Origin of the sequence: Bacteroides sp. (assembly GCF_029057325.1) — a bacterium.
GTDB lineage: Bacteria > Bacteroidota > Bacteroidia > Bacteroidales > Bacteroidaceae > Bacteroides.
Map to the genome: position 1 here is coordinate 1 of NZ_JAICZW010000152.1, position 21,416 is coordinate 21,416.

A 21,416-nucleotide genomic window follows, 5' to 3' on the forward strand; every position below is an offset into this window, starting at 1 on the left:
TATTGAAGAGTGCATCCATCCTTTCTAAAGCAGGTGCTCCCTGTATAGTCAGGTACAAGGATGCGTTGTTGACACTCAAGACACAAAAAGGAAAACGGTATGAGGTGGAATTTAACGGTGAACGGTTGATTATGAAATAAAGAATAAGGACCCACCTTTATCCTTATTTATGTTAAAGCGGGAAGTGACAGTTGAACTTCCCGCTTTTCTTTTCGTCATTTTGGTTTCGCTTTATCCATTTTAAAGCAGTACTTTATCCGTATTGAAGCGGCACTTTAGAATGGGTAAAGGGAAAATGAAGTGTGAACTATAAAATATAAATAACAACCGTTGGCGGAATTAATTTGCAAGTCTGTTTCTGATATTGTTTAATGTGTTGATTATCAGATGTTGAAAAATGAATTGACAGACACTTGTGTTCAACGTGACAAACACTTGTGTTCAAGCCGACAGACACAAGTGTTTGAGCCGACAGATGCAAGTGTCTGTCAAACCGGGGAATATAGGGGTAGATGGCGTGATGAGGAACTGGCATTTATCTATTTTGACTATTGCAGATGTTATCAGGAAAGCAATCAAGATGCCGTTTATACCATGAATGGCGAAGCGGTGAGAATTCTGGCAAGCCAACGTAAGGGAAAACTCTAAATATTTTCTTATATTTGAAAACTCTAATTAGTTAATAGGTCATGAAAAATAGCAAAGCATGTATTTTATCGATTTTAGCAAGTCTGTTATTCTGCATGACATGCGGATTTGCGCAAGGGCAACAGGATGTTGTTATCGTACCGAAGCCTCATCAATTGAAATGGCATGAAGCTGAAATGGGGGCGGTGTTTCACTATGATCTGCACGTGTTCGATGGGGTGCGCTACGGACAGGGAAACAACCGTATAATTCCGATAGAGGATTATAACATATTCAACCCCACGCAACTGGATACCGATCAATGGGTGCTTGCCGCAAAAGCTGCCGGATGTAAATTCGCTGTACTGACAGCAACACACGAGACTGGGTTCGGACTGTGGCAAAGCGATGTAAACCCATACTGCCTGAAAGCCGTGAAATGGCGCGACGGAAAAGGCGACATTGTGCGCGATTTCGTGAACTCGTGCCGTAAGCATGGATTGCAACCGGGCATATATATAGGTATAAGGTGGAATTCGTTGTTCGGAATACATAACTTCAAGGCTGAAGGGAGCGGTGAATTCGCACGCAACAGGCAGATGTGGTACAAACGTCTGTGTGAAAAAATGGTGACGGAGCTGTGTACACGTTACGGAGACCTGTATCTGATTTGGTTTGATGGAGGAGCGGATGACCCCAAAGGTGACGGGCCGGACGTTGAACCTATCGTAAACAAGTATCAGCCAAACTGCTTGTTCTATCACAACGTGGACAGGGCGGACTTCCGATGGGGAGGCTCTGAGACAGGCACGGTGGGATATCCTTGCTGGTCTACATTCCCATACCCATACAGTCACAGCAATGCCACAGAATCTAAAAAAGAGCATCACACTCTGCTGGTGCACGGCGACAGGAATGGCAAATACTGGGTGCCGGCTATGGCGGATGTCCCTTTGAGGGGTATTAATGGACGGCATGAATGGTTCTGGGAACCGGGAGACGAAAACAACATCTTTCCTCTGGAAGAGTTGATGGATAAATACGAAAAATCAGTGGGGCGCAATGCTACTCTCATGATGGGACTTACACCGGACCCTAACGGATTGATACCCGAGGGAGACGTCAAGAGGTTGAAAGAAATGGGAGATGAAATAAAACGTCGTTTCGCAACTCCGGTGGCTCGCATGGCAGGAGAGAAAAAACGCCTCGTTCTTGAATTGGGCAAGAAGCAATCCGTGAACTATTGCATCATCCAAGAAAACATACGCAAAGGAGAGCGCATACGCAAATACAACGTAGAAGCGAAGGTGGGTGGAAAATGGAAAAAGGTATGTTCTGGAGAATCAGTGGGACACAAGCGCATCGAGAAATTCGATGCCGTAGAGGCCACAGCTCTCAGGCTTACAGTGAATGAATGTATAGCCACTCCGGATATTATCAATTTCAGCGCTTATTATGTAGCCGGACAGAAATAAAAATAGAAAGACATGAACAATAAAGTACTATCATCAGCTTTGGTTTTGTTGCCGCTTGCAGCTACTGCGGCACAGGCAACCACGCACAAAGAACGTGTGGACAAACAACCGAACATCATCCTTTTCATGGTGGACGACATGGGATGGCAGGATACTTCCTTGCCGTTCTGGACACAAAAGACTCATTACAACGAACTGTATGAGACTCCGAATATGGAACGGTTGGCCAAGAAGGGAATGATGTTCACCCAAGCGTATGCCAGCAGCATAAGTTCGCCTACAAGGTGCAGCCTCATCACCGGGACAAACGCGGCACGCCATCGAGTGACAAACTGGACGTTGCAAAAGGATGTCAAGACTGACAGAAAGGACAAGGTGCTGGAGGTGCCCGATTGGAATTATAATGGAGTTAGCCAGGTGGAAGGTACGAACAATACCTTCGTTGGAACCTCTTTCGTGCAATTGCTCAAAAACAATGGGTACCATACCATACACTGTGGTAAAGCGCATTTCGGGGCAATAGACACTCCGGGGGAAGACCCTCATCATTGGGGATTTGAAACAAACATCGCAGGCCATGCGGCGGGAGGCCTTGCCAGTTATCTGGGAGAGGAGAATTATGGTCACACAAAGGAGGGAAAGCCAGTGTCTCTTATGGCAGTTCCGGGATTGGAGAAGTATTGGGGTACGGAGACTTTCGTGACTGAGGCACTTACCCGGGAAGCCATCATCGCATTGGACAAGGCGAAGAAATACAACCAACCGTTTTTCTTATATATGTCGCACTACGCCATACATATACCGCTGGATGCCGACAAACGCTTCTTCGATAAATATAAGAAGAAAGGCATGACAGACCACGAAGCGGCGTATGCTACCTTGATAGAGGGGATGGACAAAAGTTTGGGTGATTTGATGGATTGGTTGGAGAAAAGTGGTGAAGCGGACAATACCGTGGTTATTTTCATGAGTGACAACGGAGGGCTGGCATCGCAGTCCGGATGGCGGGATGGGGCACCGTTATATACGCAAAACTATCCTTTGAATAGCGGGAAAGGCTCATTGTGCGAGGGGGGGATACGTGAACCCATGATAGTGAGCTGGCCCGGTGTGGTGGAGCCGGGAAGCAAATGCGACAAATATCTGATAATCGAGGATTTCTATCCGACTATCTTGCAGATGGCGGGTATAAAGAAGTACGATACCACACAGCCCATCGACGGAGTGAGCTTCATGCCGCTGCTGAAACAGACCGGAGACCCCTCGAAAGGGCGAAACCTGTATTGGAATATGCCTAATAATTGGGGTAATGACGGCCCGGGAATCAACTTCAATTGCGCCGTGAGAAGCGGTGATTGGAAATTGGTTTATTATTACGGTACCGGCAAGAAGGAGCTTTTCAACATCGTAGATGATATTGGTGAAAAGCATGACCTCAGCGCAGAAAAACCGAAACTGGTGAAACGCCTGTCTAAAGAGTTGGGTAATTATCTCCGGAAAGTAAATGCGCAGCGTCCTACGGTGAAGAATACGGGAAAGGCATGTCCTTGGCCGGACGAAGTGTAACTTTATTTATGTTAAAGCGGGAAGTGACAGTTAAACTTCCCGCTTTTCTTTTCGTCATAGATATGTTGCAACACAATAGGTATTATAAATATAGTATTAATTTAAAGAGAAAAAGAATGATGAAAAGAATCGCTTTGATATGGATGGCCGCTTTCTTGATGGGCGGCATGGCAATGGCTCAGCAAGAAAACCGCAGTGACAAGATGCCCGACCCGAAAGCACGCGCTGAGCGCATGACCGAACGGATGGCGAAAGAGTATTCGCTGAACGACAAGCAGAAAAAGCAACTGCTGGAGGCAAATGTGGCATTGATTGAAAAGATGGGAGAGGCTTCCCGTAGGACGGATATGCGTAAGGGAAGACAGGCGAAAGATGACAGATGCTGCTGTGAAAAGTCGTGTAAGCGTTCAGAGAAATGGGGAAAGAAGGAACAGCAGACCGATGAACAGCGTGCGCAGCGAAAGGCTGCTCTGGAATCGTACAACGCACAGCTACAGAAAATTATGACGAGCGACCAGTATGCTGCATATACCAAGAAAATGCAGGATAGGAAAGCCGATGTGAAAAAGAAATAGCAAGTAGCAGAGATGCGGAATGACGCGAATAACGAGATTTGGTTTTTCCATCCGTGGAACCTAAAATCAGCGTTATCCGCGTCATCGGCGTTTCAGAGAGAAGGCATAGGCTGTTGGGATGCTTCCTCTTTTTTCTTCAGCAAAAACTCTTCAATCACCTTCTTGTAGGTTGCTTTGTCGGCGGCACCACGGAAGAGTTGGGGAGTTTCATTTATGGGGATGAAAACGAACAGGGGGATGCTGGTGGCATTGAAAAGTGCCGCCAGTTCTTTTTCTTTATCCACGTTGACTTTATAAATAACGATTTGCCCGGCATACTCTTTAGCCAGCTCCTTCATGATAGGCGCTGTCATACGGCATGGGCCACACCAATCGGCATAGAGGTCGATGATGGCGGGTTTGTCTCCCTTGTATTTCCACTCTTGGGATTTTTCATAATCGAACACTTCTGCGATAAACAGTTCTTTATTCATCACGGTTACTTCCCCTTTCGCCTGAAGGCTGTCTTGGGATTCGATTTGTTGGGCAGGCTTACCCCCGTCTTTGCAAGCGTAGGTCAGTATGCTTGCAAAAAACAGGGTAGCCATTGCTATCAATTTTTTCATATTTTCTGATTATGTGTGTTGTTCGATAATGGCTTTCAGCTCTTGACGGCTGATTACGCCTGAATGTCGCCACAAGGCTTCCCCTTTCTTGAAAAGGATAAAGGTGGGGACGGTCTGTATGCGATAGCTCTCAGCCAGTTTTTCGTGCTGGTCCACGTCTATCTTGACAATGCGTGCGGCATCCTCAATCTCTTTTTTCAGTTCTTCCAATACCGGGTGCATCGCCTTGCAGGGACCACACCACGTTGCAAAAAAATCCACCAATACCGGTTTCTCCGATTGTATCAATTCTTCAAACTTTTCCATAATTTGTTCCTTTCTTGTTAAGTAAATACTATTTGTAAGGATAACAAAATAGAGGGAGGATTTGTTCAAGTGGCCTCTCCCCCGACCCCTCCCCTGTAGGGAGGGGAGTTTGGAAGTTCCTTTTACTAATTAATTTGCTGGAGTATTCTCTTCTCCCCTCCCTACTGGGGAGGGGTTGGGGGAGAGGCTGCTGAGGCTCATCTCCTCAATCAAATGTCTTGCTCCCGCAAACTTATCTATTATAAATAAGGTGTAGCGGATGTCCACGCAAGCCGCGCGCTGAGAAGAGGGACGGAAAGCGATATCGCCCGTCAGACCTTCGTAGTTGCGGTCGAAACCGGTACCTATCAGTTCACCTTTGGCATTGAACACGGGGCTGCCTGAGTTGCCGCCCGTATTATCGGTGTTGACGATGAAGCAGACGGGCATCTCGCCGTTGGGCAGGGCGTAGCGGCCGAAGTCCTTCGCCTCGTAGAGCTGTTTCAGCTTGGCGGGGATGACGAATTCCCAGTTATCGGGGTCTTCTTTCTCCATGGCACCCTTCAGGGTGGTGTAGTAGCTATATTCCACTCCGTCGGCAGGCGAGTAGGGGAGCACTTTGCCGTAGGTCAGGCGCAAGGTGGAGTTTGCATCCGGATAGATGGGCTGGCCGTTGGCAAGCTTCATATCCATCATTCCCTTTACCCATACCTTGTGGGCGGCGTTGTAGTCCTTGTTGGCATCCGCCATGTCGATGGCGGTTTGCAGCATGCCGTCGGTGATGGAATATTTGAAGAGAACCATCCAGTCTGTATTGATTTTGTATAGGCTGGGTTTCTGGATGAACTTGGCGAAATTCTCCTTGTTGCCGAAGATGGAGTATTGGAAGCAGGCATCGATAAAGGCATCGCTGTCTCCCTTGAAGCGCTTGTCTATGATTTTGAATATGCCGATACGCTGTTCTGCGGGGATGTATTGCATATAGGTTTTCAGCATCTCCTTGCCTACGAGGCGTTCCACTTCAGGGAAGGGAACGGAGGCGAAATAGTTGTCCGCCGCTTTTTGGAGGTTCTCTTTGGCAGCCTGAATTTTTTCTTTGTCCTTGCTCTTCAGGGCGGAAACTAACTCGGTGGTGCCGGGGATGCGCATGAAGTCGAGTCCTGTCACCAACGCTTCCTGAATGGCTTGCTGGTGATAGAGGGCGGGGCGGCGTTGTTGTACGATGGCACGTATCTGGTCGAAGGCTTTCTGATAAGAATCATCGTTCAGTGAGCGTCCGCGTGTCAGGAGTGCTTCTTGCTGGGCGCGTTTGGTGTCGAGCACCTTCAGCCGGACGAGGCCTTCGTTCATGCCGATGGCGTTCTTCCAGTAGTTGGCGGATGAGGCGTACTTGCTGGCGTAGTGGATGCGCACGGCATCGTCTTTTAGCATCTCTTTCATCAAGGCTTTCTGACGGGCATCGCGCACGTGGTGGCGCATGAAGTTGGTGGTCTGCATACGCTCTTCCACTTCATCGGAAATCATGTAGCGCCAGTTGCGTCCGGGGAATCCCATGACAAAGGTGAAGTCGCCTTCGCGGTAGCCGTCCAGACTGATGGTGAGGTGCTTCTTCACTTTCAGGGGGACGTTGTCCTTGTTGTAGGCGGCGGGCTTGCCCTCTTTGTCGGCATAGATGCGGAACATGGAGAAGTCGCCTGTGTGGCGCGGCCACATCCAGTTGTCTGTGTCGGCACCAAACTTGCCGATGGAGGAGGGAGGAGCGCCGACCATGCGGATGTCGCTGTAGGTGGTCTTGACGAAGAGGTAGTAGCGGTTTCCGCCGTAGAAAGCTTTCAGCTCCAGTTTGCGTCCGGGGGTCATCTCTATGTTTTCTGCTTGGGCAAAGCGGTCGGCAACGCTACTCAGGTACTTGGGAGACAGATAGTTGGTGCCGTTCGGGTCTTCATCCGTCTTCAATTGCTCGTTCACATAGTCGGTCACGTCCAGTATTTGGTCGATGTAGGTGACGGTGAGCCCCTTGCAGGGAAGCTCCTCCTCGCGCGACATGGCCCAGAAGCCATCCGTCAGGTAGTCGTGTTCCACGCTGCTGTGTTGCTGGATGGCACCGTAGCCGCAGTGGTGGTTGGTCAGCACCAGTCCTTCGGCGGAGATGACTTCACCGGTGCATCCGCCGCCGAAGTGTACCACGGCATCCTTCAGAGCGATGCCGTCGGGGTTATAGATTTGGTTGGTGGGAATAAGGAGTCCCAGCTCCGTCATGGCGACCTCGTTCTGCTTTTGCAGGTCGGTCAACATCCACATGCCTTCATCGGCGTGGACGGATAGGGCAGTGGATGTAAGGAATAATGATAATAAAACCTTTCTCATGATAATGTGCGTTAGAAGGTGTTCTGAGAGGGGGTACCCTAAGTATGATACTTAGGGTACCTCGGTATGATACTTAGGGTGCCTCAGTATGGTACTTAGGGTACCTCCGTTATATTCTTTGTTTCGGACAGAATTTTTTTATTCTACAATGTTCATTTCTTTTATCAGGTGTCCGCAGCCTCCCAGCTTGTCGAGGATGAAGAGTACATAGCGGATGTCCAGTGCGATGCAACGTTGCAGATTGTTGTCGAAGTTGATGTCGCCGCTCAGTGATTCCCAGTTGCCGTCGAAGGCGGTTCCGATGAGCTGTCCTTCGCCGTTGATGACGGGGCTGCCGGAGTTGCCGCCGGTGATGTCGTTGGTAGTGAGGAAGCAGACGGGCATGGTGCCATCCTTCATGGCGTAGCGGCCGAAGTCTTTCTTTTGAATCAGCTCTTTCAGCTTGGCGGGTACCATGAACTCACGATCTTCAGGATTCTCCTTCTCGAGGATGCCATCGGTGGTGGTGTAGAAGTTGTAGTGCACGGCGTCGCGCGGATTGTAGGACTTCACGTTGCCGTAGGTCAGGCGCATGGTGAAGTTGGCATCCGGATAAGAGGGAATGTCTTGTTTCATCTCGCCCAACCCACGGATATAGGCCTTGTGCAGCAGTTCCAGACCGCTTCCCAGCTCCATGTATTGCTTGCTGAGTTCTCTCATCTTCTCGTTTTTGGAACGGGAGTAGGCGGTAGCCGGGTCTTTTTCAATCGCCTTCACTGTGGGCTTCTTCAGGAACTTGTCCAAGTTCTCGCGATTGGAGAGGATGGAGTTGTCATACAGGTTGTCGATGTAGGCGTTGTAGTTACCCTTGAATTCTCCGTCGATGGTCTGGTAGAAGGTGGGCAGCTCGTCGGCATTCAGTGCCTTGGCGAGGGCGGGCAAGATGGCTTTTGCTACGGCGCGATCGACTTCGTGGTCATAGTCTTTGTTGTGGATGTCGGCAAAGACGGCTTCCAGTTGTTTCTTGGAGGCTTGTAGCAGTGAGTCGTTCTTCTCCTCCAGTGCCTGCTTGATGTTATCCATAATCATGTAGGTGCTGCCGAACTCGATGGCACCGCGCAGTGCCTCGTTGGTATAGTAGAGTCGGCGTAGGGCGGGAGTGCTCCGTTCGATGATGGCATCGATCTTCTCTACTACGCCTTCGTATTCGGGTTTGCCTTGGGCAAAGGCGGCATACTGCTTCTCTATTTCGGCCTTGGTGCCCAACACGTCGTTGTCGATGATGGCCTTGTTCATGCCGATGGAGTTTTTCCAGTAGTTGCTGCTGCCGGCAAACTTGCTGGCATATTGGATGCGGGTCTTGTCGCTTGCTTCCATGTACTTGCGCAACACTTCGAGGCGCACGCCACGCATGTCTATCATTGCCTGGTTCACGGCGTTCATGCGTTGCTTCACTTCGCTTTGGGTGAGGTAGCGTTCGGTGCTGCCGGGGAAGCCCATAATCATGGCGTAGTCTCCTTCGCTCAATCCCTTGATGGAGATGGGCAGGAATTTCGGGGTCTTCAGGGGCACGTTGCTGGCGTTGTACTCAGCCGGTTCGCCGTTGGCGTCGGCATAGATGCGGAATATGGAGAAGTCGCCCGTGTGGCGCGGCCACATCCAGTTGTCCGTTTCGCCGCCGAACTTACCTACCGATGAGGGAGGTGCGGCGACCATGCGCACGTCGCTATAGACTTTGTAGTAGAAGAGATAGAATTTGTTGCCTGCGTAGAAGGGGAGGGCTTGTGCTACAATGCCCGGTTTGTCCTTCAGATCGCTCTTTGCCAACTCTTCCTTGGCGAGTTTGCTGAGGAAGGGATAGGTCAAGGCGTTTACCTCGTCCGTTTCGCCAGCTTTGATTTTGCTGTTCACCAGGTCGGTGATATCGATGATGCGGTGTACGAAGCGGAACTTTAATCCCGGAGTGGGCAGTTCCTCGCTGCGGTTCATCGCCCAGAAGCCATCGGTCAGGTAGTCGTGCTCCACGCTGCTGTGCTGCTGTATGGCGCCGTAGCCGCAGTGGTGGTTGGTCAGAATCAATCCTTCCGGAGAGATGATTTCGCCGGTACAGCCGCCGCCGAAGATACCTACGGCATCTTTCAGTGATACGCCGTTGGGGTTGTAGAGGTCGTCCGCTTCCAGTTTCAATCCTTGTTTCTTCATCAGGTCGATGGAGTTTTGCTGCTTCATCAGTTGCAGCAGCCACATGCCTTCATCAGCACGTGCAGAGCCTATTGCCAGTGCGGCAACGGCTACGAGTAAACTTTTCTTTAATGTAATCTTCATATTGTTTGGGGTTTATAAGTTTTTTGTTTGAGGGAGTTATCGGGAGCTAAAGTCCGATAGTTCTGTTTCGGGCAGGAGTAGCGGATAAGTCTGATTATCTGCTTCTAACTCCCGATAACTCCTTTAATAAAATTTTCCTTCCCGTATCGCCTCCATCACATTGACAGGCGGCCGGTGGTTCATCAGTTCGTTCTTCATGAAGTCCATGTAGGGTGCCACGTGCCGGAAGAACTTGCGGTAGCCGGCACACAGGTAGTTCAGTCCCGATTCTCCGTCGGCGGTGTGGGCGAAGCGATTCTTGGGACATTCGCCGTTGCAGGCAAACAGCCATTCGCACTCTCGGCATTGGGTGGGCAGTGACTTCTGCTTCATCTGTCCGAAGACTTGCTGCCGTTCGCTGTACATCATTTCCACTAAGGTTTTCTGATAGATGTTGCCTAATTTGTATTCGGGAAAGACGAAGTGGTCGCAGGCATACACATCACCGTTGAATTCCATCACGCCTGCGTGTCCGCAGGTCTTTGCCATGGAGCAGACACCCGGCTGCTCGCCTACCCAGTTGGCAAGGGTGGAGTCGAACAGTTGGATGTAGTAGGTACCCACGTCCTGTTTCACCCATTCATCGAACAGGGTGCAGAGGAAATTGCCCCATTGTTCCGGGCTGACGGAGAAGTCTGCCAGTTCGGTATTGTTCTCCCTGTCCTGCAAAGAAGCCAGGTGGCGCCCGTCTGTGTGCGGCGTGAGGCGTTCCACGATGGGGGCGAACTGGATGTAGTGGCATCCTATCTCCTTGAAGAAGTTGTAGAATTCCAGCGGGTAGTCGGCATTGTAGTCGTTCACTACCGCCATGCCGTTCCATTCCACTCCGTGCTTCTTCAGCAGGTTGATGCCTTGCATCACTTTGACGAACGAGGGCTTGCCCAGTTTGTTTTTTCGGTATTCATCGTGGAACTCTTGCGGTCCGTCAATAGAGACGCCCACTAGCCAGTTGTTCTCTTTGAAGAACCGGCACCACTCGTCTGTGAGCAGTGTGCCGTTGGTCTGTATGCAGTTGTCTATGGTCCGTCCATTGGCATATTTCTTTTGCAACTCCATGGCGCGTTTGTAGAAGGAGAGAGGGCGCATCAGCGTTTCGCCGCCGTGCCAGGTGAATAGCACCTGCGGCATGGTTTGCGAGTTGATGTACTCTTCGATGAACTTTTCCAGCAGTTCTTCGCTCATCACGTGTTTGGGATTCTCTTGGTAGAGTTTTGCTTTTTCCAGATAGTAGCAATAATCACATGCCAAGTTGCATACCGCTCCTACCGGTTTCAGCATCACGTAAAGTGGCTTGGCAAAAGGTGCGTATGTTGACATTTGTATATTTCTGTTTTTACGGTTTATAATTGTGCAAAAATACGTAAACCAAATGAAATTTCCTTTCTTTCTCTCTGGTTTATAAGGAATATTAATACCTTTGCCGGGTGTAAATCATAAATCTTTTCTGCATGATTAGAATGAGTATGAGCCGTGTTTTGCCTGTTTTGCTGCTGGCAGTGTTGTTGACCTCTTGTGGTCGTAAATACAAGATAGAGGGAAGTTCTTCGGTGACGAGTCTTGATGGGAAGATGCTGTTCCTGAAAGTGCTTCGGGGTGAAGAGTGGATTGTAGTAGATTCGGCGGAAGTCATTCACGGGATTTTTGAGATGGGCGGTCCGGTTGATTCTGCTGAGATGGCAACTCTATATATGGACCAAGAGGGCATTATGCCTTTGGTGCTTGAAAAGGGAAAGATAGAAATCACCATTTCCAATACGCAGTTGACGGTTAAAGGCACTCCGCTGAACGATAAACTTTACGGTTTTATTGACAAGCGTAATGATTTGGAGGAAAAGATTGAAGAGCTGGAACGTAAAGAGGCCCGTATGGTGCTGGATGGAGGCAATCTGGAAGAAGTGCGCGGACAGTTAAAACAGGAAGTCGATGCGTTCGTAAAAGAGATGAATGATTACGTCAAGCAGTTTATTACCGATAACTTTGAGAATGTGCTTGGCCCCAGCGTGTTTATGATGATGTGCAGCACATTGCCCTATCCGGTGATGACTCCGCAGATTGAGGACATTATGCGTACCGCCCCTCTGACTTTTAAGGACAACGCATTGGTGAAGAAATTCCTTTCCGATGCCAAAGAGAATATGAAGCTGATCGAGGAGCAGCACCGCCTGCTGCAAAACACCGTTAATTAATTGTCAATTGTCTTGGTCCTCGTTTTTTACCATTCCTTTATATTTTTCAGGCAGTGCGCTTTCCACGGCTGTGTAGGCTTCGGTCATGCTCGCTTTGATGTTTTCGGCACCATGCCCTTTAGGGGGTATCGGGCGGTGGATGGTCAGTATCATGCGATGGCGGTATATCCATTTTCCGGTGCGGGGCAGAATCTCGAATGAGCCGTCTATGGTGACGGGAACCACTTCCAATTGTAATTCGTCGGCAAGCTGGAAGGCTCCTCTTTTGAAGTAGCCCATGTGTCCGGAGAAGGTGCGTGCCCCTTCGGGGAATACCACTAACGAGACTCCGTCTTTCAAGGACGATTCCGCTTGGCGCATGGTTGCCAATACTTTCTTAGGGCTGGAGCGGTCCACGAAGATGTGTCCGGCACTTTCGCATGCCTTGCCTACAAACGGAATCTTCCGCAAGCTTTTTTTCATCATCCATTTGAAGTTCCGTCCAAGAAATCCGTATATCAGAAAAATGTCGAAAGCACCCTGATGATTGGGTACAAATACATAAGACGTGCGTTTATGCAGTTGCTCCCTTCCATGCACCTCGACCGGAATCAACAACAGGTAGCAGACCAGTTGCGACCATACCTTGCCGGGATAGTAGCCCCAGACGTGTGCGCCTCCAATCAGCGATCCTACAATGGTAATCAATGCTGTAAGAATGGTCAGTACCAACAAGATGGGTAGAGCGAAGCAAATCTGATAAATGGTATAAAGTATCTTCATGGGTATTTTCTTTTTTTGTTTTCGCAAAGATAGCGATAATCATTTACTACCGGTTGGCTTCCTGCCAAAATTTTCTTATGAGTAATCTTATTTGGTCGCTGGCTCAGGGAGAATAATGGTATAAAGGCAGTGGGAATTTTGGAGGAAATGCTTAACTTTGGAGCAATTAATAAATGGGATGTCGTTATAAAGAATTTAATTTTAATGTTGTGTGCTTTTGTTTGCATGCAATGCACCGGTAAGAAAGATTCCGCCTCTTGTACGCGTAGGGTGGGTACAGCATCCTGTTCGTTAGAAAAGACGGATAAGATTATTGCTTTTCCGGTGATGGATGAAGTAAGAGTTCCTCAATCTTCAGTATCCGTTTTCAGCGACAATGGGAAAGAGTATTTGAGTTATCAGAACTTGCCTAAGAATGAGATTCTTGTTTATTCCATGGAATCTCAGAAATTAGTTAAAAGATTATGCATAAATACGGAAGGGGATAACTCGGTGCCCGTTGGCTTTGGCGGATATTATATGGTAGATATGCAACATGTTTTTATCCCGAGCCTGTATGTCAATACAATTTACGTAGTAGATACCTTGGGTAAAGTAAAACAGAAAATAGCTTATGAAAAAACAAGGGATAACCGAACCTTGAAACCGTTTATCCCGAGCGATAAATGTCAAATGGCTTTTATTGATAACCATCTATATATACCTCAGACAATCAATTTGAGGTTGGGGTGACAAGGCTGTTGCAGAAAGCCCAGTGAGAGTGGTGATTGATACGGTAGAGAATACGGTTGATGCTCTTCCTATGAGGTTTCCTCCTTTGATCACTTCTAAAGATATTGGGACGGTCGGTGCATTTGGGGCTGAATATGCTTGTTGTTATGATGGGAATAGGTTCATCTATTCTTTCAATGCCAGCGAAGACTTGTATCTGACAGTTCCGGAACATAAGTTAATAGAGAAAAAGAAAGCTCAAAGCAGATACATCGAAAGTGTGGTTGTTTTTCGTTCCGATAAGGAGGATTTCCAGAAAATGGTGAAAGCGCAGTGCGAGCACGCTTCGTATGGCAAGATTTTATACGACAAATATCGAAGGCTTTATTACCGTTTTGCTTATCCTCCATGTGAAATTGATGATTATACCGGTGATTACATTGAATTATTTCGTTCCGGCAGAAAAAGTTTTTCAGTTATGATATTGGATGAGCAGTTGAATGTGCTTGGAGAAACGCTCTTTCCGGCATATACTTATAATTCAAATCTTTCTTTTGTTTTGGAAGATGGATTGTATATCAGTCTTAACCATATAAGAAATCCTGAATACTCTGATGACATGTTGCGCTTTCAGAGATTGAAACTGAGAGATTGACGATTGTTTGTAGTTCGGAAACGGCTGTGCCTCGTCAAAAGCACAGCCATTTCCGGTAGAGATTTTGGTATGATGGTTACAGCTTGTTGATTTCTTCTACCGACAATCCGCTGCATCGTGCTATAACTTCTACAGGGATGCCTTCTGCTCTCATTTTCAAGGCCATTTGTCGCTTCCCTTCTTCTATACCCTCTGCTCTTCCCTTTACTCTTCCTTCTGCTCTTCCTTCCGCTCTTCCTTCCGCCCGTTCGGTATGTATGTTGTCGCGTAGGATGACCACATTGTCCAAGTGCCGGTAGTAGGCTTTCAGCTCATCGGGCGACAGCTTGTCCAGTTGCAGCCTTTCCCGGGCTTCGGTGAGTCCTGGCGCGGTGGCGTCATCAGGTATTTCGCCGGTGTTGAGGAAGTATATCCATTGCTCCAGAGGGACTTTGGACCATCGGTTGAAGTCGTTCACCTTCAGGATGTAGTATTCGGGATAGAGCTGGCTCACTTCCTCCGCCTTGAACGTCTGTTTCTGGAAAGGTGAGAGTTGCAGCAACTCGTTGTTGTGTATGCCCCTGAATTCCGTCTTTCCGTGATATACGAAGTCCGTTCCGCTTCCTAAGGCGAAATAGACGATGTTGATGCTGTATATCTTCCTGATTTTCTCGTAGCCCTCCCCTCGGTTGATGTATTCTGTCACCAGTTTGGATGTCCCGAAGAGCATCCGTTGGAAGTAGGCGTACTCGTTGTTGTTCTGGATTTCGAAGAGCAGGAGTTCTCCGGCTTCGTCTTCGGCCAGCAGGTCCACTCGGTTATACTTGTCGTATTCGCTTTCCTGGTTGCTTTCGCTTTCCAGCAGTCGCTTGATGATGATTTTCTTTTTCATCAGGGTGGTCATGAGCCCCTCGAGCACAGCAAAGTTCGCCTTGTCTCGCAGCAGGCGTTTCATGGCCCAGTCAAAACGGATGTAGTTGGACATGGTTTCCTCCTCTTTTTGTTGTTACTATTGGTCTGTTGCAAAGTAACGGATTAAAATTTGAATAGCCAAAGAATGGCGATGAATGTTCAGCGCGGATAATAAGATTGATAATTTTAGTGGCGAAGAGAAAGTTCGGCTGATTCGCCGATTGCGAAAGATATAAAATGTAAAAAAATATCATTCCTCGCCCAGAAATGCGAAAAATCGCAGTTTTCTCATTTCTCAACAAAAAAACGGCTCCAGGAGTACTTCTGGAAGGGGTAGGGAAAGGTAACGATTGAGGCTACCTCAGATAACGACCGAGGGTAACGACATGCAGCACCGTTATTTCCGAAGGTGTTTTTGTAAAGAATAAGTCAATAAATTAAAGGAGGTCGCTTGTTCCATGCTTCTTTTATAGTCAAAAAGAAATTCGTTTCCTCTGCCCATTCCGCAAATCCTTGTTGTGATAGTATCGGGCGTTATCCGAAATGATGTAAATCGGGCTCATCCGATATTTGGAGTGACAGCGCACAATGACGCTTTCTATCATTAGCGGGATGAAAGCTCAATAATCACTCCAAATTCCGGATGAACCATAAATGAAAATAATGATGAATCAGTTTTTCGGCTTATGTTTATAGTCTCTATCCTTGTATAGTTGTTCAAACGTTAACTCTTGCGTAGCGTCAGCACCGTCACCTCCGGCCACGCCCCGAAGCGGAACGGCAGACCTACATAACCGATGCCGATGTTGACATACAGCGCACGGTTGCCTTCGTAATACATACCTTGCCATTCGGGATAGATAAGTTCGGCAAGGGAGTGCCCGAAGAGGATGCTTTGCATGGCGTGGGTGTGCCCGGCAAGCATCAGTGGAATGTGGGTTGTGGGCAGTACTTCCCGTTTCCAATGGGTGGGGTTGTGGCTGAGCAGGATTTGGAACAGGCTGTCTGTGCCTTGCATGGCTTTCGGTAAATCCGCATATTGGGAGAAGGGCGGTTCGCCGTCATTCTCCACTCCGATGAGGGCGATGCTGTCGCCGTTGTGGTGTAGAATCTCGTGGGCATTGTTCAGCAGTTTCCATCCCATGGCTTTTTTTTGCAGGAACAGGTAGTCCAGATTATCGGCTTCGGCTTCAGGGCTTTCCCAATGGTAGTAGGAACCGTAATCGTGGTTGCCCAAGATAGAATAAACCCCGTCCGGTGCGTGTAGTTGCGAGAGTATTTCTTGAAAACCGTCCAGTTCGTGGCTTTGCTGGTTTACGAGGTCACCGGTGAAGACAATCAGGTTCGCTTTCTGCTCGTTGACCAATCGGACCAATTGTTTGATGGGTTCCGGATTGCCTTGCCAACTGCCGATGTGTATGTCCGATAGCTGGATGATGCGATAGCCGTCGAAGCCTTCAGGGATATCGGTAGAGCGGTATTCCACTTCTTTAATATCGAAACGGGTGATGCCAGCAAGGGAGCCGTAGAGGATGCTGAAAAAGCTGACGGTCGCCAACCCCGTTCCGATGGCTGTGAACGGGCGGCGAGGACAACGATGATGTGTGAGGAAGTGCATCGCTACTCCCGCTAACGAACAAAGCATAAAGAGGGTTTTGGGAAGGACGAAGAGCAGGATGGCGATAGCCAGTCTGCCTATGGCTTGCGTATGATGGGACATCGCATTGTCGCCCGTGAGGTACATCAGATAAACGTACCCCGTTGCCAGCAGTATGGTAGGAAGCCAATAGAGGCTGCGCAGAGATGGCTTCCTGGTTTTCCTTATGACATCCAGATAGATGTAAAGGTCGGGTATGAGGAGGAATAGGAAAAAAACAAGCGTTATTCGGTACATACGTCTTTCAGTTCTTCGATGTTCTTCTTGATGTCATTCAGGTGCTTATATATCAGCTTCTTGTACATTAGGTAGATGGTGGCTGCGTCAAGTATGGCAAATAGGGTGATTACAATAATTTGGAGCTGCCAGCCACTTTTATGGAACCCCATGACCCAGTAGTAAAGGGCGTTGAATAAGACTGTCCATATCGAAATGGCGATGACCTCATATCGGGCCCATTGGCGAAAGCGTGTCATACGTTGGCTGATGGTGACTATCGGCATCTCCTCTATCCGGGTGTCTGTGAGCCATCGGTAGCATTTGTAGTCCCAGAAGAGTCCTGTCAGAATGCTGGCGCCAAAGAACAATATCAGGATGAGTATATTAAATTGTTGCTGCCAGTATGTATTGTCTTGGAAGAAGAGGGGGAGCAGCCAAATTGTCAGCAATAGTGATATGAATACCACGCCTATTCCGATGGAGAAGCGTTGCACGCCTATCAGCTTGCCTATGCCCTTGCGGGTGTTTGCCTTGTATCGGGCAATCAGTTTCGCAATTTGCTTTTCGTTGGCAATCGGCTCTTTCTGCAATTGTCGGTCCAGTGCGTTCCATGATTTTTTCAGTTCGTCCAATTCCATATATTTATTCCTCCTTGTTCATTTTTCTTAGTTTTTCCTTGATGCGGCTGAGCTTGGTGGCGACATTCGTCATAGTCAGTCCGGTGATTTCAGCAATTTCTTCGTAACTCTTTTCTTCTAAATAGAGCAGGATGATGGATTTTTCCAATTGCCCCAGCCGGTTTATCATCCGGTAGAGTTGTCGCAGCATGGCTTGTGTCTCGTCGGTCTCTTCGGTCCGGTCCGCTTCTTGGGTGAGGGTGACGATTTCGGGGATGTTCCTCTCTTTGCGGATAAAGCTGATGCATGTGTTCAGGGCGATGCGGTAAATCCAGGTCGAAATCTTGCACTCCTGCCGGAACTTGGGAAATGCTTTCCAAAGGTTGAGTACCACGTCTTGATATAGGTCGTTGAGGGTGGCGTGGGGGGTGGTGTACAGATAGCACACCTTATAAATCACGCGCTCATACTCCCGTATCATGGAGACAAACTCTTGTTCTACATTTTCCATCTTTTTCGGTCTCTGTTCAGATTGCTTTGTTGTGTTAGTCGCAAAGAGTGGGAATAAATCACAGCTTCAAGCGGATATTTTCACCGGGAGAGGTTTGCAGCCAAGAACTTCCGTATCTTCGGGACAGGCATTTCCCGGCGGCGGGCGTAGTCCTCCAGTTGGTCTTCTCCAATCTTGCCCACGGCGAAGTAGCGGGCGGCGGGGTGTGCCAACATCAGGCCGCAAACGGAGGAGTGGGGGTGCATGGCACCGTTTTCGGTCAGCCTGATGCCAATCTGTTTCAGGTCCAGCAGTTCGTCCAGCAAGAAGCTGATGGACTGGTCGGGCAGGGAGGGGTAACCCACGGCGGGGCGGATGCCTTGGAATTTCTCTTCCAGAAGTTCGGGAATGGAGAGGGATTCGTCGGGGGCATATCCCCATGCCTCCTTGCGCACATATTCGTGCATCTTCTCGGTGGCGGCTTCGGCAAGGCGGTCGTTGAGGGTCTGCGCGAGCAGGTGTTGGTAAGGGTCGGTCATGTCATCCTCTTCCATACGCTCGCTGACGGAGGAGGCGAAGAGTCCCACGGTGTCGGGGATGCCCGATGCAAGCGGTCGTATAAAATCGCTCAGGCAGAGAAAGGGAGTGCCATCTGGATTGGGCGTCTGCTGGCGAAGCAGCGGGAAGGTAGTGCCCTCTATCAGCAGGTTGTCGCCGTCTGCATGTGCCCGGCAGAGGCGGAAAACGCATCGGATGGTGATTTTCTCTTCCATCCGGTTCAGCATCCGGTTGGCTTCTTTGAACAGCTGCATGGCCTCGGCCGCCTTTGCCCGTTCCGCTTCGGGAAAAGAAGCAAGCCACATAGCGCGACAGGAGTCGCAACCATGAATATGGGCAATGGCGGCGTATCGGGGCTGGAAGCCCCAAGCGTGGAAGAAGTAAATCCAGTTGATATAGGGACTTACTTCGTGGATTTTATAATAAATCAGCATTTGCTATCTGAAATCATAAATCTGAAATCTTACCGATTAAACTCCAGTTCGCTGCCCCGATATGTCTCATCTACATGCTCTCCATTATAGATAAGGTGTCCGTTGGCGAATGTTTTTTCTACTTTCCAGTTGAACGTGTGTCCTTCCAACGGGCTCCATTGGCATTTGCTCAGGATGCGGTCGGTTGTTACTTGCCACGGAGTGCCGGGACGCACCAATACGAGGTCGGCATGATAGCCTTCGCGGATATAGCCTCGTTCGTGGATGCGGTAGAGGGCGGCGGGGGCGTGGCACATCTTCTGCACGATAGTTTCGAGGGAGAAGATGCCTTTTTCTGCCAATTCCAGCATGCTGACGAGTGAGAATTGTATCATTGGCATGCCCGACATGGCTTTCAAAGCTCCTCCTTCTTTTTCGGAAAGCAGGTGAGGGGCGTGGTCGGTGGCGATGACGTCTATCACACCGGAGTTGACGGCGGCGCGCAGGGCGGTGCGGTTTGCCTCGCTCTTTATCGCCGGATTGCATTTGATGCGGGTGTCCAGTCGCTTATAGTCCTCCGAAGCGTAGAGCAGGTGCGCGACGCAGGCTTCTGCCGTGATGTTCTTTTGTTCAAGTGGTCCGTCGCTGAACAAGGAGAGTTCCTTGGCGGTGGATATGTGCATCAGGTGCAGGCGGGCGTTGGCTTGTGTTGCCAGGCGGACCGCCAATTGGGAAGAGGTGTAGCAGGCAAGCGCGGAGCGTATCATCGGATGCTTGCTTACCGGTACATCGTCCTTGCCGGCAAATTGCTGTTGGTACTTGGCGATGTTTTTCCGGATGATTTCTTGGTCTTCGCAGTGGGCGGCAATCAGCATGTCCGTGCCGTTGAAGATGTTCAGCAGGCTGTTCAACTTGTCCACCAGCATATTGCCTGTACTGGAACCCATGAAGAGCTTGATGCCGCAGATGCGGTGCTTGTCCAGCTTGGCGAAGTCGGGATAGTTGTCGTTCGTGGCACCGAAATAGCAGGAGTGGTTCACGATGCACTTTTCGTTCTGCAAGTCCAGTTTGGCGTTCAGCGCATCCAGTGTGGTGGTTTGGGGTTGTGTATTGGGCATATCCATGATGGAAGTTACGCCTCCCGCCGCTGCCGCACGGCTTTCGGTCAGGATGTCTGCCTTGTGGGTCAGTCCCGGGTCGCGGAAATGCACGTGGTCGTCGATGACACCGGGCAGCAGGTAACAGCCGGTGGCGTCTATGGTTTCGTCACAAGGGGCGGAGAGCGGCTTTCCGTTGGTCAGCACCTCTGCAATCCGTCCGTTTTCTATCACGATGGAGCCTTGCACGGATTGTCCTTCGTTGACAATCGTGGCGTTATGTATCAGTGTTCGTTTCATGTCTTCAGTTATAAGTTTTCATGGGGCGCTTTCGGATATTTGTGGAACCAACTGCTCCACTTCAGGCGGATGACTCCGAATACAGCCTCACCGAAGATGCTGCTGTTCATTTTGGAGGTGCCCAGTTCGCGGTTGATGAAGATAACGGGAACTTCCTTTACCCGGAAACCGCATTGGTGGGCGGTGAACTTCATCTCTATCTGGAAGGCATATCCTTTGAAGCGGATACTGTCTAGGTCGATGGTTTGCAACACGCGGCGGCGGTAGCACACGAAACCGGCGGTGGTGTCGTGGATGGGCAATCTGGTAATGAGACGTACATACTTGGAGGCGAAGTAGGACATCAGTACCCGTCCCATGGGCCAGTTCACCACATTGACACCGCTGACGTAGCGTGAACCGATGGATACGTCGGCACCCTCTTCGGCGCAGGCCTTGTAAAGACGGGGCAGGTCGTTGGGGTTGTGGCTGAAGTCGGCATCCATTTCAAAAATGTACTCGTAGTTGTGCTGCAACGCCCATTTGAATCCGGCAATGTAGGCGGTGCCCAGTCCAAGCTTCCCTTTGCGTTCCACCATAAATAGCCGTTCGGGAAACTCTTGTTGCAGGGTTTTGACGATGGCGGCTGTTCCGTCGGGCGAGCCGTCTTCGATGATGAGGATGTGGAAACCATGTTCCAACGCAAAAACGGCGCGGATGATATTCTCGATGTTTTCCCGCTCGTTGTATGTAGGAATGATGACGATGCTGTTTGCTGTTTGCATATTTATTACACCTGTTTTTTTATATTGAGAACAAATGTAGTGCTTTTCTATGATTTGCAGCTAAAACCAAAAGATTATTTATGACCCGTTGGCGGAATTAATTCGCAGATCTATTTTCTGTGTTTCTTAATAGTCTGATTATCAGATGCTGAGAGGTGGGTTGACAGACACTTGTGTTCAACGTGACAAACACTTGTGTTCAAGCTGACAGACACAAGTGTTTGAGACGACAGACGCAAGTGTCTGTCAAAAC

General features: G+C 49.2%; 19 protein-coding genes. 6 read left to right on the forward strand and 13 right to left on the reverse strand.

Annotation, left to right across the window (positions count from 1 at the left end; translation table 11 throughout):
* Nucleotides 1-743: 743 nt before the first annotated feature.
* The 3 genes from K2G43_RS09550 (at nt 744) to K2G43_RS09560 (ending at nt 4,243) form a co-directional block, all read left to right on the forward strand.
* Nucleotides 744-2,102, forward strand: coding sequence for an alpha-L-fucosidase (locus tag K2G43_RS09550; RefSeq protein ID WP_300154576.1), 1,359 nt, complete (start codon nt 744-746; stop codon nt 2,100-2,102).
* Nucleotides 2,103-2,114: 12 nt separating this feature from the next.
* Complete coding sequence (locus K2G43_RS09555) at nt 2,115-3,668, forward strand: sulfatase (protein ID WP_300154579.1); 1,554 nt, start codon at nt 2,115-2,117, stop codon at nt 3,666-3,668.
* A 119-nt stretch (nt 3,669-3,787) separates the two neighbouring features.
* Nucleotides 3,788-4,243 carry a DUF4890 domain-containing protein gene (locus K2G43_RS09560; RefSeq protein WP_297641783.1) on the forward strand — a complete coding sequence of 152 codons (456 nt, stop codon included), beginning with the start codon at nt 3,788-3,790 and terminating at the stop codon, nt 4,241-4,243.
* A gap of 92 nt (nt 4,244-4,335) precedes the next feature.
* Here the strand turns inward: K2G43_RS09560 and K2G43_RS09565 are convergent, their stop codons facing one another.
* From K2G43_RS09565 to K2G43_RS09585, 5 genes are all read right to left on the reverse strand, one after another.
* Nucleotides 4,336-4,848, reverse strand: coding sequence for a thioredoxin domain-containing protein (locus K2G43_RS09565; RefSeq protein WP_300154582.1), 513 nt, complete (start codon nt 4,846-4,848; stop codon nt 4,336-4,338).
* A gap of 9 nt (nt 4,849-4,857) precedes the next feature.
* Nucleotides 4,858-5,154 carry a thioredoxin gene (gene trxA / locus K2G43_RS09570; RefSeq protein WP_297641767.1) on the reverse strand — a complete coding sequence of 99 codons (297 nt, stop codon included), beginning with the start codon at nt 5,152-5,154 and terminating at the stop codon, nt 4,858-4,860.
* A gap of 129 nt (nt 5,155-5,283) precedes the next feature.
* Nucleotides 5,284-7,500 carry a S46 family peptidase gene (locus K2G43_RS09575; protein ID WP_300154586.1) on the reverse strand — a complete coding sequence of 739 codons (2,217 nt, stop codon included), beginning with the start codon at nt 7,498-7,500 and terminating at the stop codon, nt 5,284-5,286.
* Nucleotides 7,501-7,638: 138 nt separating this feature from the next.
* Nucleotides 7,639-9,804 (reverse strand): S46 family peptidase, encoded by a 2,166-nt coding sequence (locus K2G43_RS09580; RefSeq protein WP_300154589.1) that lies wholly within the window; start codon nt 9,802-9,804, stop codon nt 7,639-7,641.
* Nucleotides 9,805-9,927: 123 nt separating this feature from the next.
* Entirely contained in the window at nt 9,928-11,160 is a 1,233-nt protein-coding gene (locus K2G43_RS09585) for an anaerobic sulfatase-maturation protein (RefSeq protein ID WP_297641761.1), read from the reverse strand.
* Nucleotides 11,161-11,291: 131 nt separating this feature from the next.
* Here K2G43_RS09585 and K2G43_RS09590 point away from each other — a divergent pair, with 131 nt between their 5' ends.
* Complete coding sequence (locus tag K2G43_RS09590) at nt 11,292-12,029, forward strand: DUF4369 domain-containing protein (RefSeq protein WP_297641759.1); 738 nt, start codon at nt 11,292-11,294, stop codon at nt 12,027-12,029.
* Between the two features lie 3 nt (nt 12,030-12,032).
* Here the strand turns inward: K2G43_RS09590 and K2G43_RS09595 are convergent, their stop codons facing one another.
* Nucleotides 12,033-12,791, reverse strand: a complete 759-nt coding sequence (locus tag K2G43_RS09595) for a lysophospholipid acyltransferase family protein (RefSeq protein WP_297641757.1) — start codon at nt 12,789-12,791, stop codon at nt 12,033-12,035.
* Between the two features lie 129 nt (nt 12,792-12,920).
* Between K2G43_RS09595 and K2G43_RS09600 the strand changes: the two genes are divergently transcribed.
* Nucleotides 12,921-13,523 (forward strand): DUF4221 family protein, encoded by a 603-nt coding sequence (locus K2G43_RS09600; RefSeq protein WP_297641755.1) that lies wholly within the window; start codon nt 12,921-12,923, stop codon nt 13,521-13,523.
* A gap of 22 nt (nt 13,524-13,545) precedes the next feature.
* Nucleotides 13,546-14,157, forward strand: coding sequence for a DUF4221 family protein (locus K2G43_RS09605; RefSeq protein ID WP_300154594.1), 612 nt, complete (start codon nt 13,546-13,548; stop codon nt 14,155-14,157).
* 76 nt (nt 14,158-14,233) lie between these two features.
* Here the strand turns inward: K2G43_RS09605 and K2G43_RS09610 are convergent, their stop codons facing one another.
* The 7 genes from K2G43_RS09610 to K2G43_RS09640 form a co-directional block, all read right to left on the reverse strand.
* On the reverse strand, nt 14,234-15,121 hold the full coding sequence (locus K2G43_RS09610) for an Rpn family recombination-promoting nuclease/putative transposase (RefSeq protein ID WP_300154597.1): 888 nt from the start codon (nt 15,119-15,121) through the stop codon (nt 14,234-14,236).
* Between the two features lie 651 nt (nt 15,122-15,772).
* A complete protein-coding gene (locus tag K2G43_RS09615) occupies nt 15,773-16,942 on the reverse strand; it encodes a metallophosphoesterase (protein WP_297641750.1) in 1,170 nt (389 codons plus the stop codon).
* Complete coding sequence (locus tag K2G43_RS09620; protein ID WP_297641748.1) at nt 16,930-17,562, reverse strand: hypothetical protein; 633 nt, start codon at nt 17,560-17,562, stop codon at nt 16,930-16,932. Before K2G43_RS09620 ends, K2G43_RS09615 begins: the two co-directional genes overlap by 13 nt.
* Nucleotides 17,563-17,566: 4 nt before the next feature.
* Nucleotides 17,567-18,052, reverse strand: a complete 486-nt coding sequence (locus tag K2G43_RS09625; protein ID WP_297641746.1) for a sigma-70 family RNA polymerase sigma factor — start codon at nt 18,050-18,052, stop codon at nt 17,567-17,569.
* An 80-nt stretch (nt 18,053-18,132) separates the two neighbouring features.
* Complete coding sequence (locus K2G43_RS09630) at nt 18,133-19,023, reverse strand: vitamin B12 dependent-methionine synthase activation domain-containing protein (protein WP_297641745.1); 891 nt, start codon at nt 19,021-19,023, stop codon at nt 18,133-18,135.
* Between the two features lie 29 nt (nt 19,024-19,052).
* The gene (locus K2G43_RS09635; RefSeq protein WP_297641743.1) at nt 19,053-20,399 is read right to left on the reverse strand and encodes a dihydroorotase; all 1,347 of its coding nucleotides are present in this window, start codon (nt 20,397-20,399) and stop codon (nt 19,053-19,055) included.
* 8 nt (nt 20,400-20,407) lie between these two features.
* Entirely contained in the window at nt 20,408-21,163 is a 756-nt protein-coding gene (locus K2G43_RS09640) for a polyprenol monophosphomannose synthase (protein ID WP_300154603.1), read from the reverse strand.
* Nucleotides 21,164-21,416: the final 253 nt, after the last annotated feature.

Excerpts from the sequence above, each read along its gene's own strand:
- K2G43_RS09550 (WP_300154576.1), top strand. The coding sequence starts at position 744 with ATGACATGCGGATTTGCGCAAGGGCAACAGGATGTTGTTATCGTACCG.
- K2G43_RS09555 (WP_300154579.1), top strand. The coding sequence starts at position 2,115 with ATGAACAATAAAGTACTATCATCAGCTTTGGTTTTGTTGCCGCTTGCA.
- K2G43_RS09560 (WP_297641783.1), top strand. The coding sequence starts at position 3,788 with ATGAAAAGAATCGCTTTGATATGGATGGCCGCTTTCTTGATGGGCGGC.
- K2G43_RS09565 (WP_300154582.1), bottom strand. The coding sequence starts at position 4,848 with ATGAAAAAATTGATAGCAATGGCTACCCTGTTTTTTGCAAGCATACTG.
- trxA (WP_297641767.1), bottom strand. The coding sequence starts at position 5,154 with ATGGAAAAGTTTGAAGAATTGATACAATCGGAGAAACCGGTATTGGTG.
- K2G43_RS09575 (WP_300154586.1), bottom strand. The coding sequence starts at position 7,500 with ATGAGAAAGGTTTTATTATCATTATTCCTTACATCCACTGCCCTATCC.
- K2G43_RS09580 (WP_300154589.1), bottom strand. The coding sequence starts at position 9,804 with ATGAAGATTACATTAAAGAAAAGTTTACTCGTAGCCGTTGCCGCACTG.
- K2G43_RS09585 (WP_297641761.1), bottom strand. The coding sequence starts at position 11,160 with ATGTCAACATACGCACCTTTTGCCAAGCCACTTTACGTGATGCTGAAA.
- K2G43_RS09590 (WP_297641759.1), top strand. The coding sequence starts at position 11,292 with ATGATTAGAATGAGTATGAGCCGTGTTTTGCCTGTTTTGCTGCTGGCA.
- K2G43_RS09595 (WP_297641757.1), bottom strand. The coding sequence starts at position 12,791 with ATGAAGATACTTTATACCATTTATCAGATTTGCTTCGCTCTACCCATC.
- K2G43_RS09610 (WP_300154597.1), bottom strand. The coding sequence starts at position 15,121 with ATGTCCAACTACATCCGTTTTGACTGGGCCATGAAACGCCTGCTGCGA.
- K2G43_RS09615 (WP_297641750.1), bottom strand. The coding sequence starts at position 16,942 with ATGTACCGAATAACGCTTGTTTTTTTCCTATTCCTCCTCATACCCGAC.
- K2G43_RS09620 (WP_297641748.1), bottom strand. The coding sequence starts at position 17,562 with ATGGAATTGGACGAACTGAAAAAATCATGGAACGCACTGGACCGACAA.
- K2G43_RS09625 (WP_297641746.1), bottom strand. The coding sequence starts at position 18,052 with ATGGAAAATGTAGAACAAGAGTTTGTCTCCATGATACGGGAGTATGAG.
- K2G43_RS09630 (WP_297641745.1), bottom strand. The coding sequence starts at position 19,023 with ATGCTGATTTATTATAAAATCCACGAAGTAAGTCCCTATATCAACTGG.
- K2G43_RS09635 (WP_297641743.1), bottom strand. The coding sequence starts at position 20,399 with ATGAAACGAACACTGATACATAACGCCACGATTGTCAACGAAGGACAA.
- K2G43_RS09640 (WP_300154603.1), bottom strand. The coding sequence starts at position 21,163 with ATGCAAACAGCAAACAGCATCGTCATCATTCCTACATACAACGAGCGG.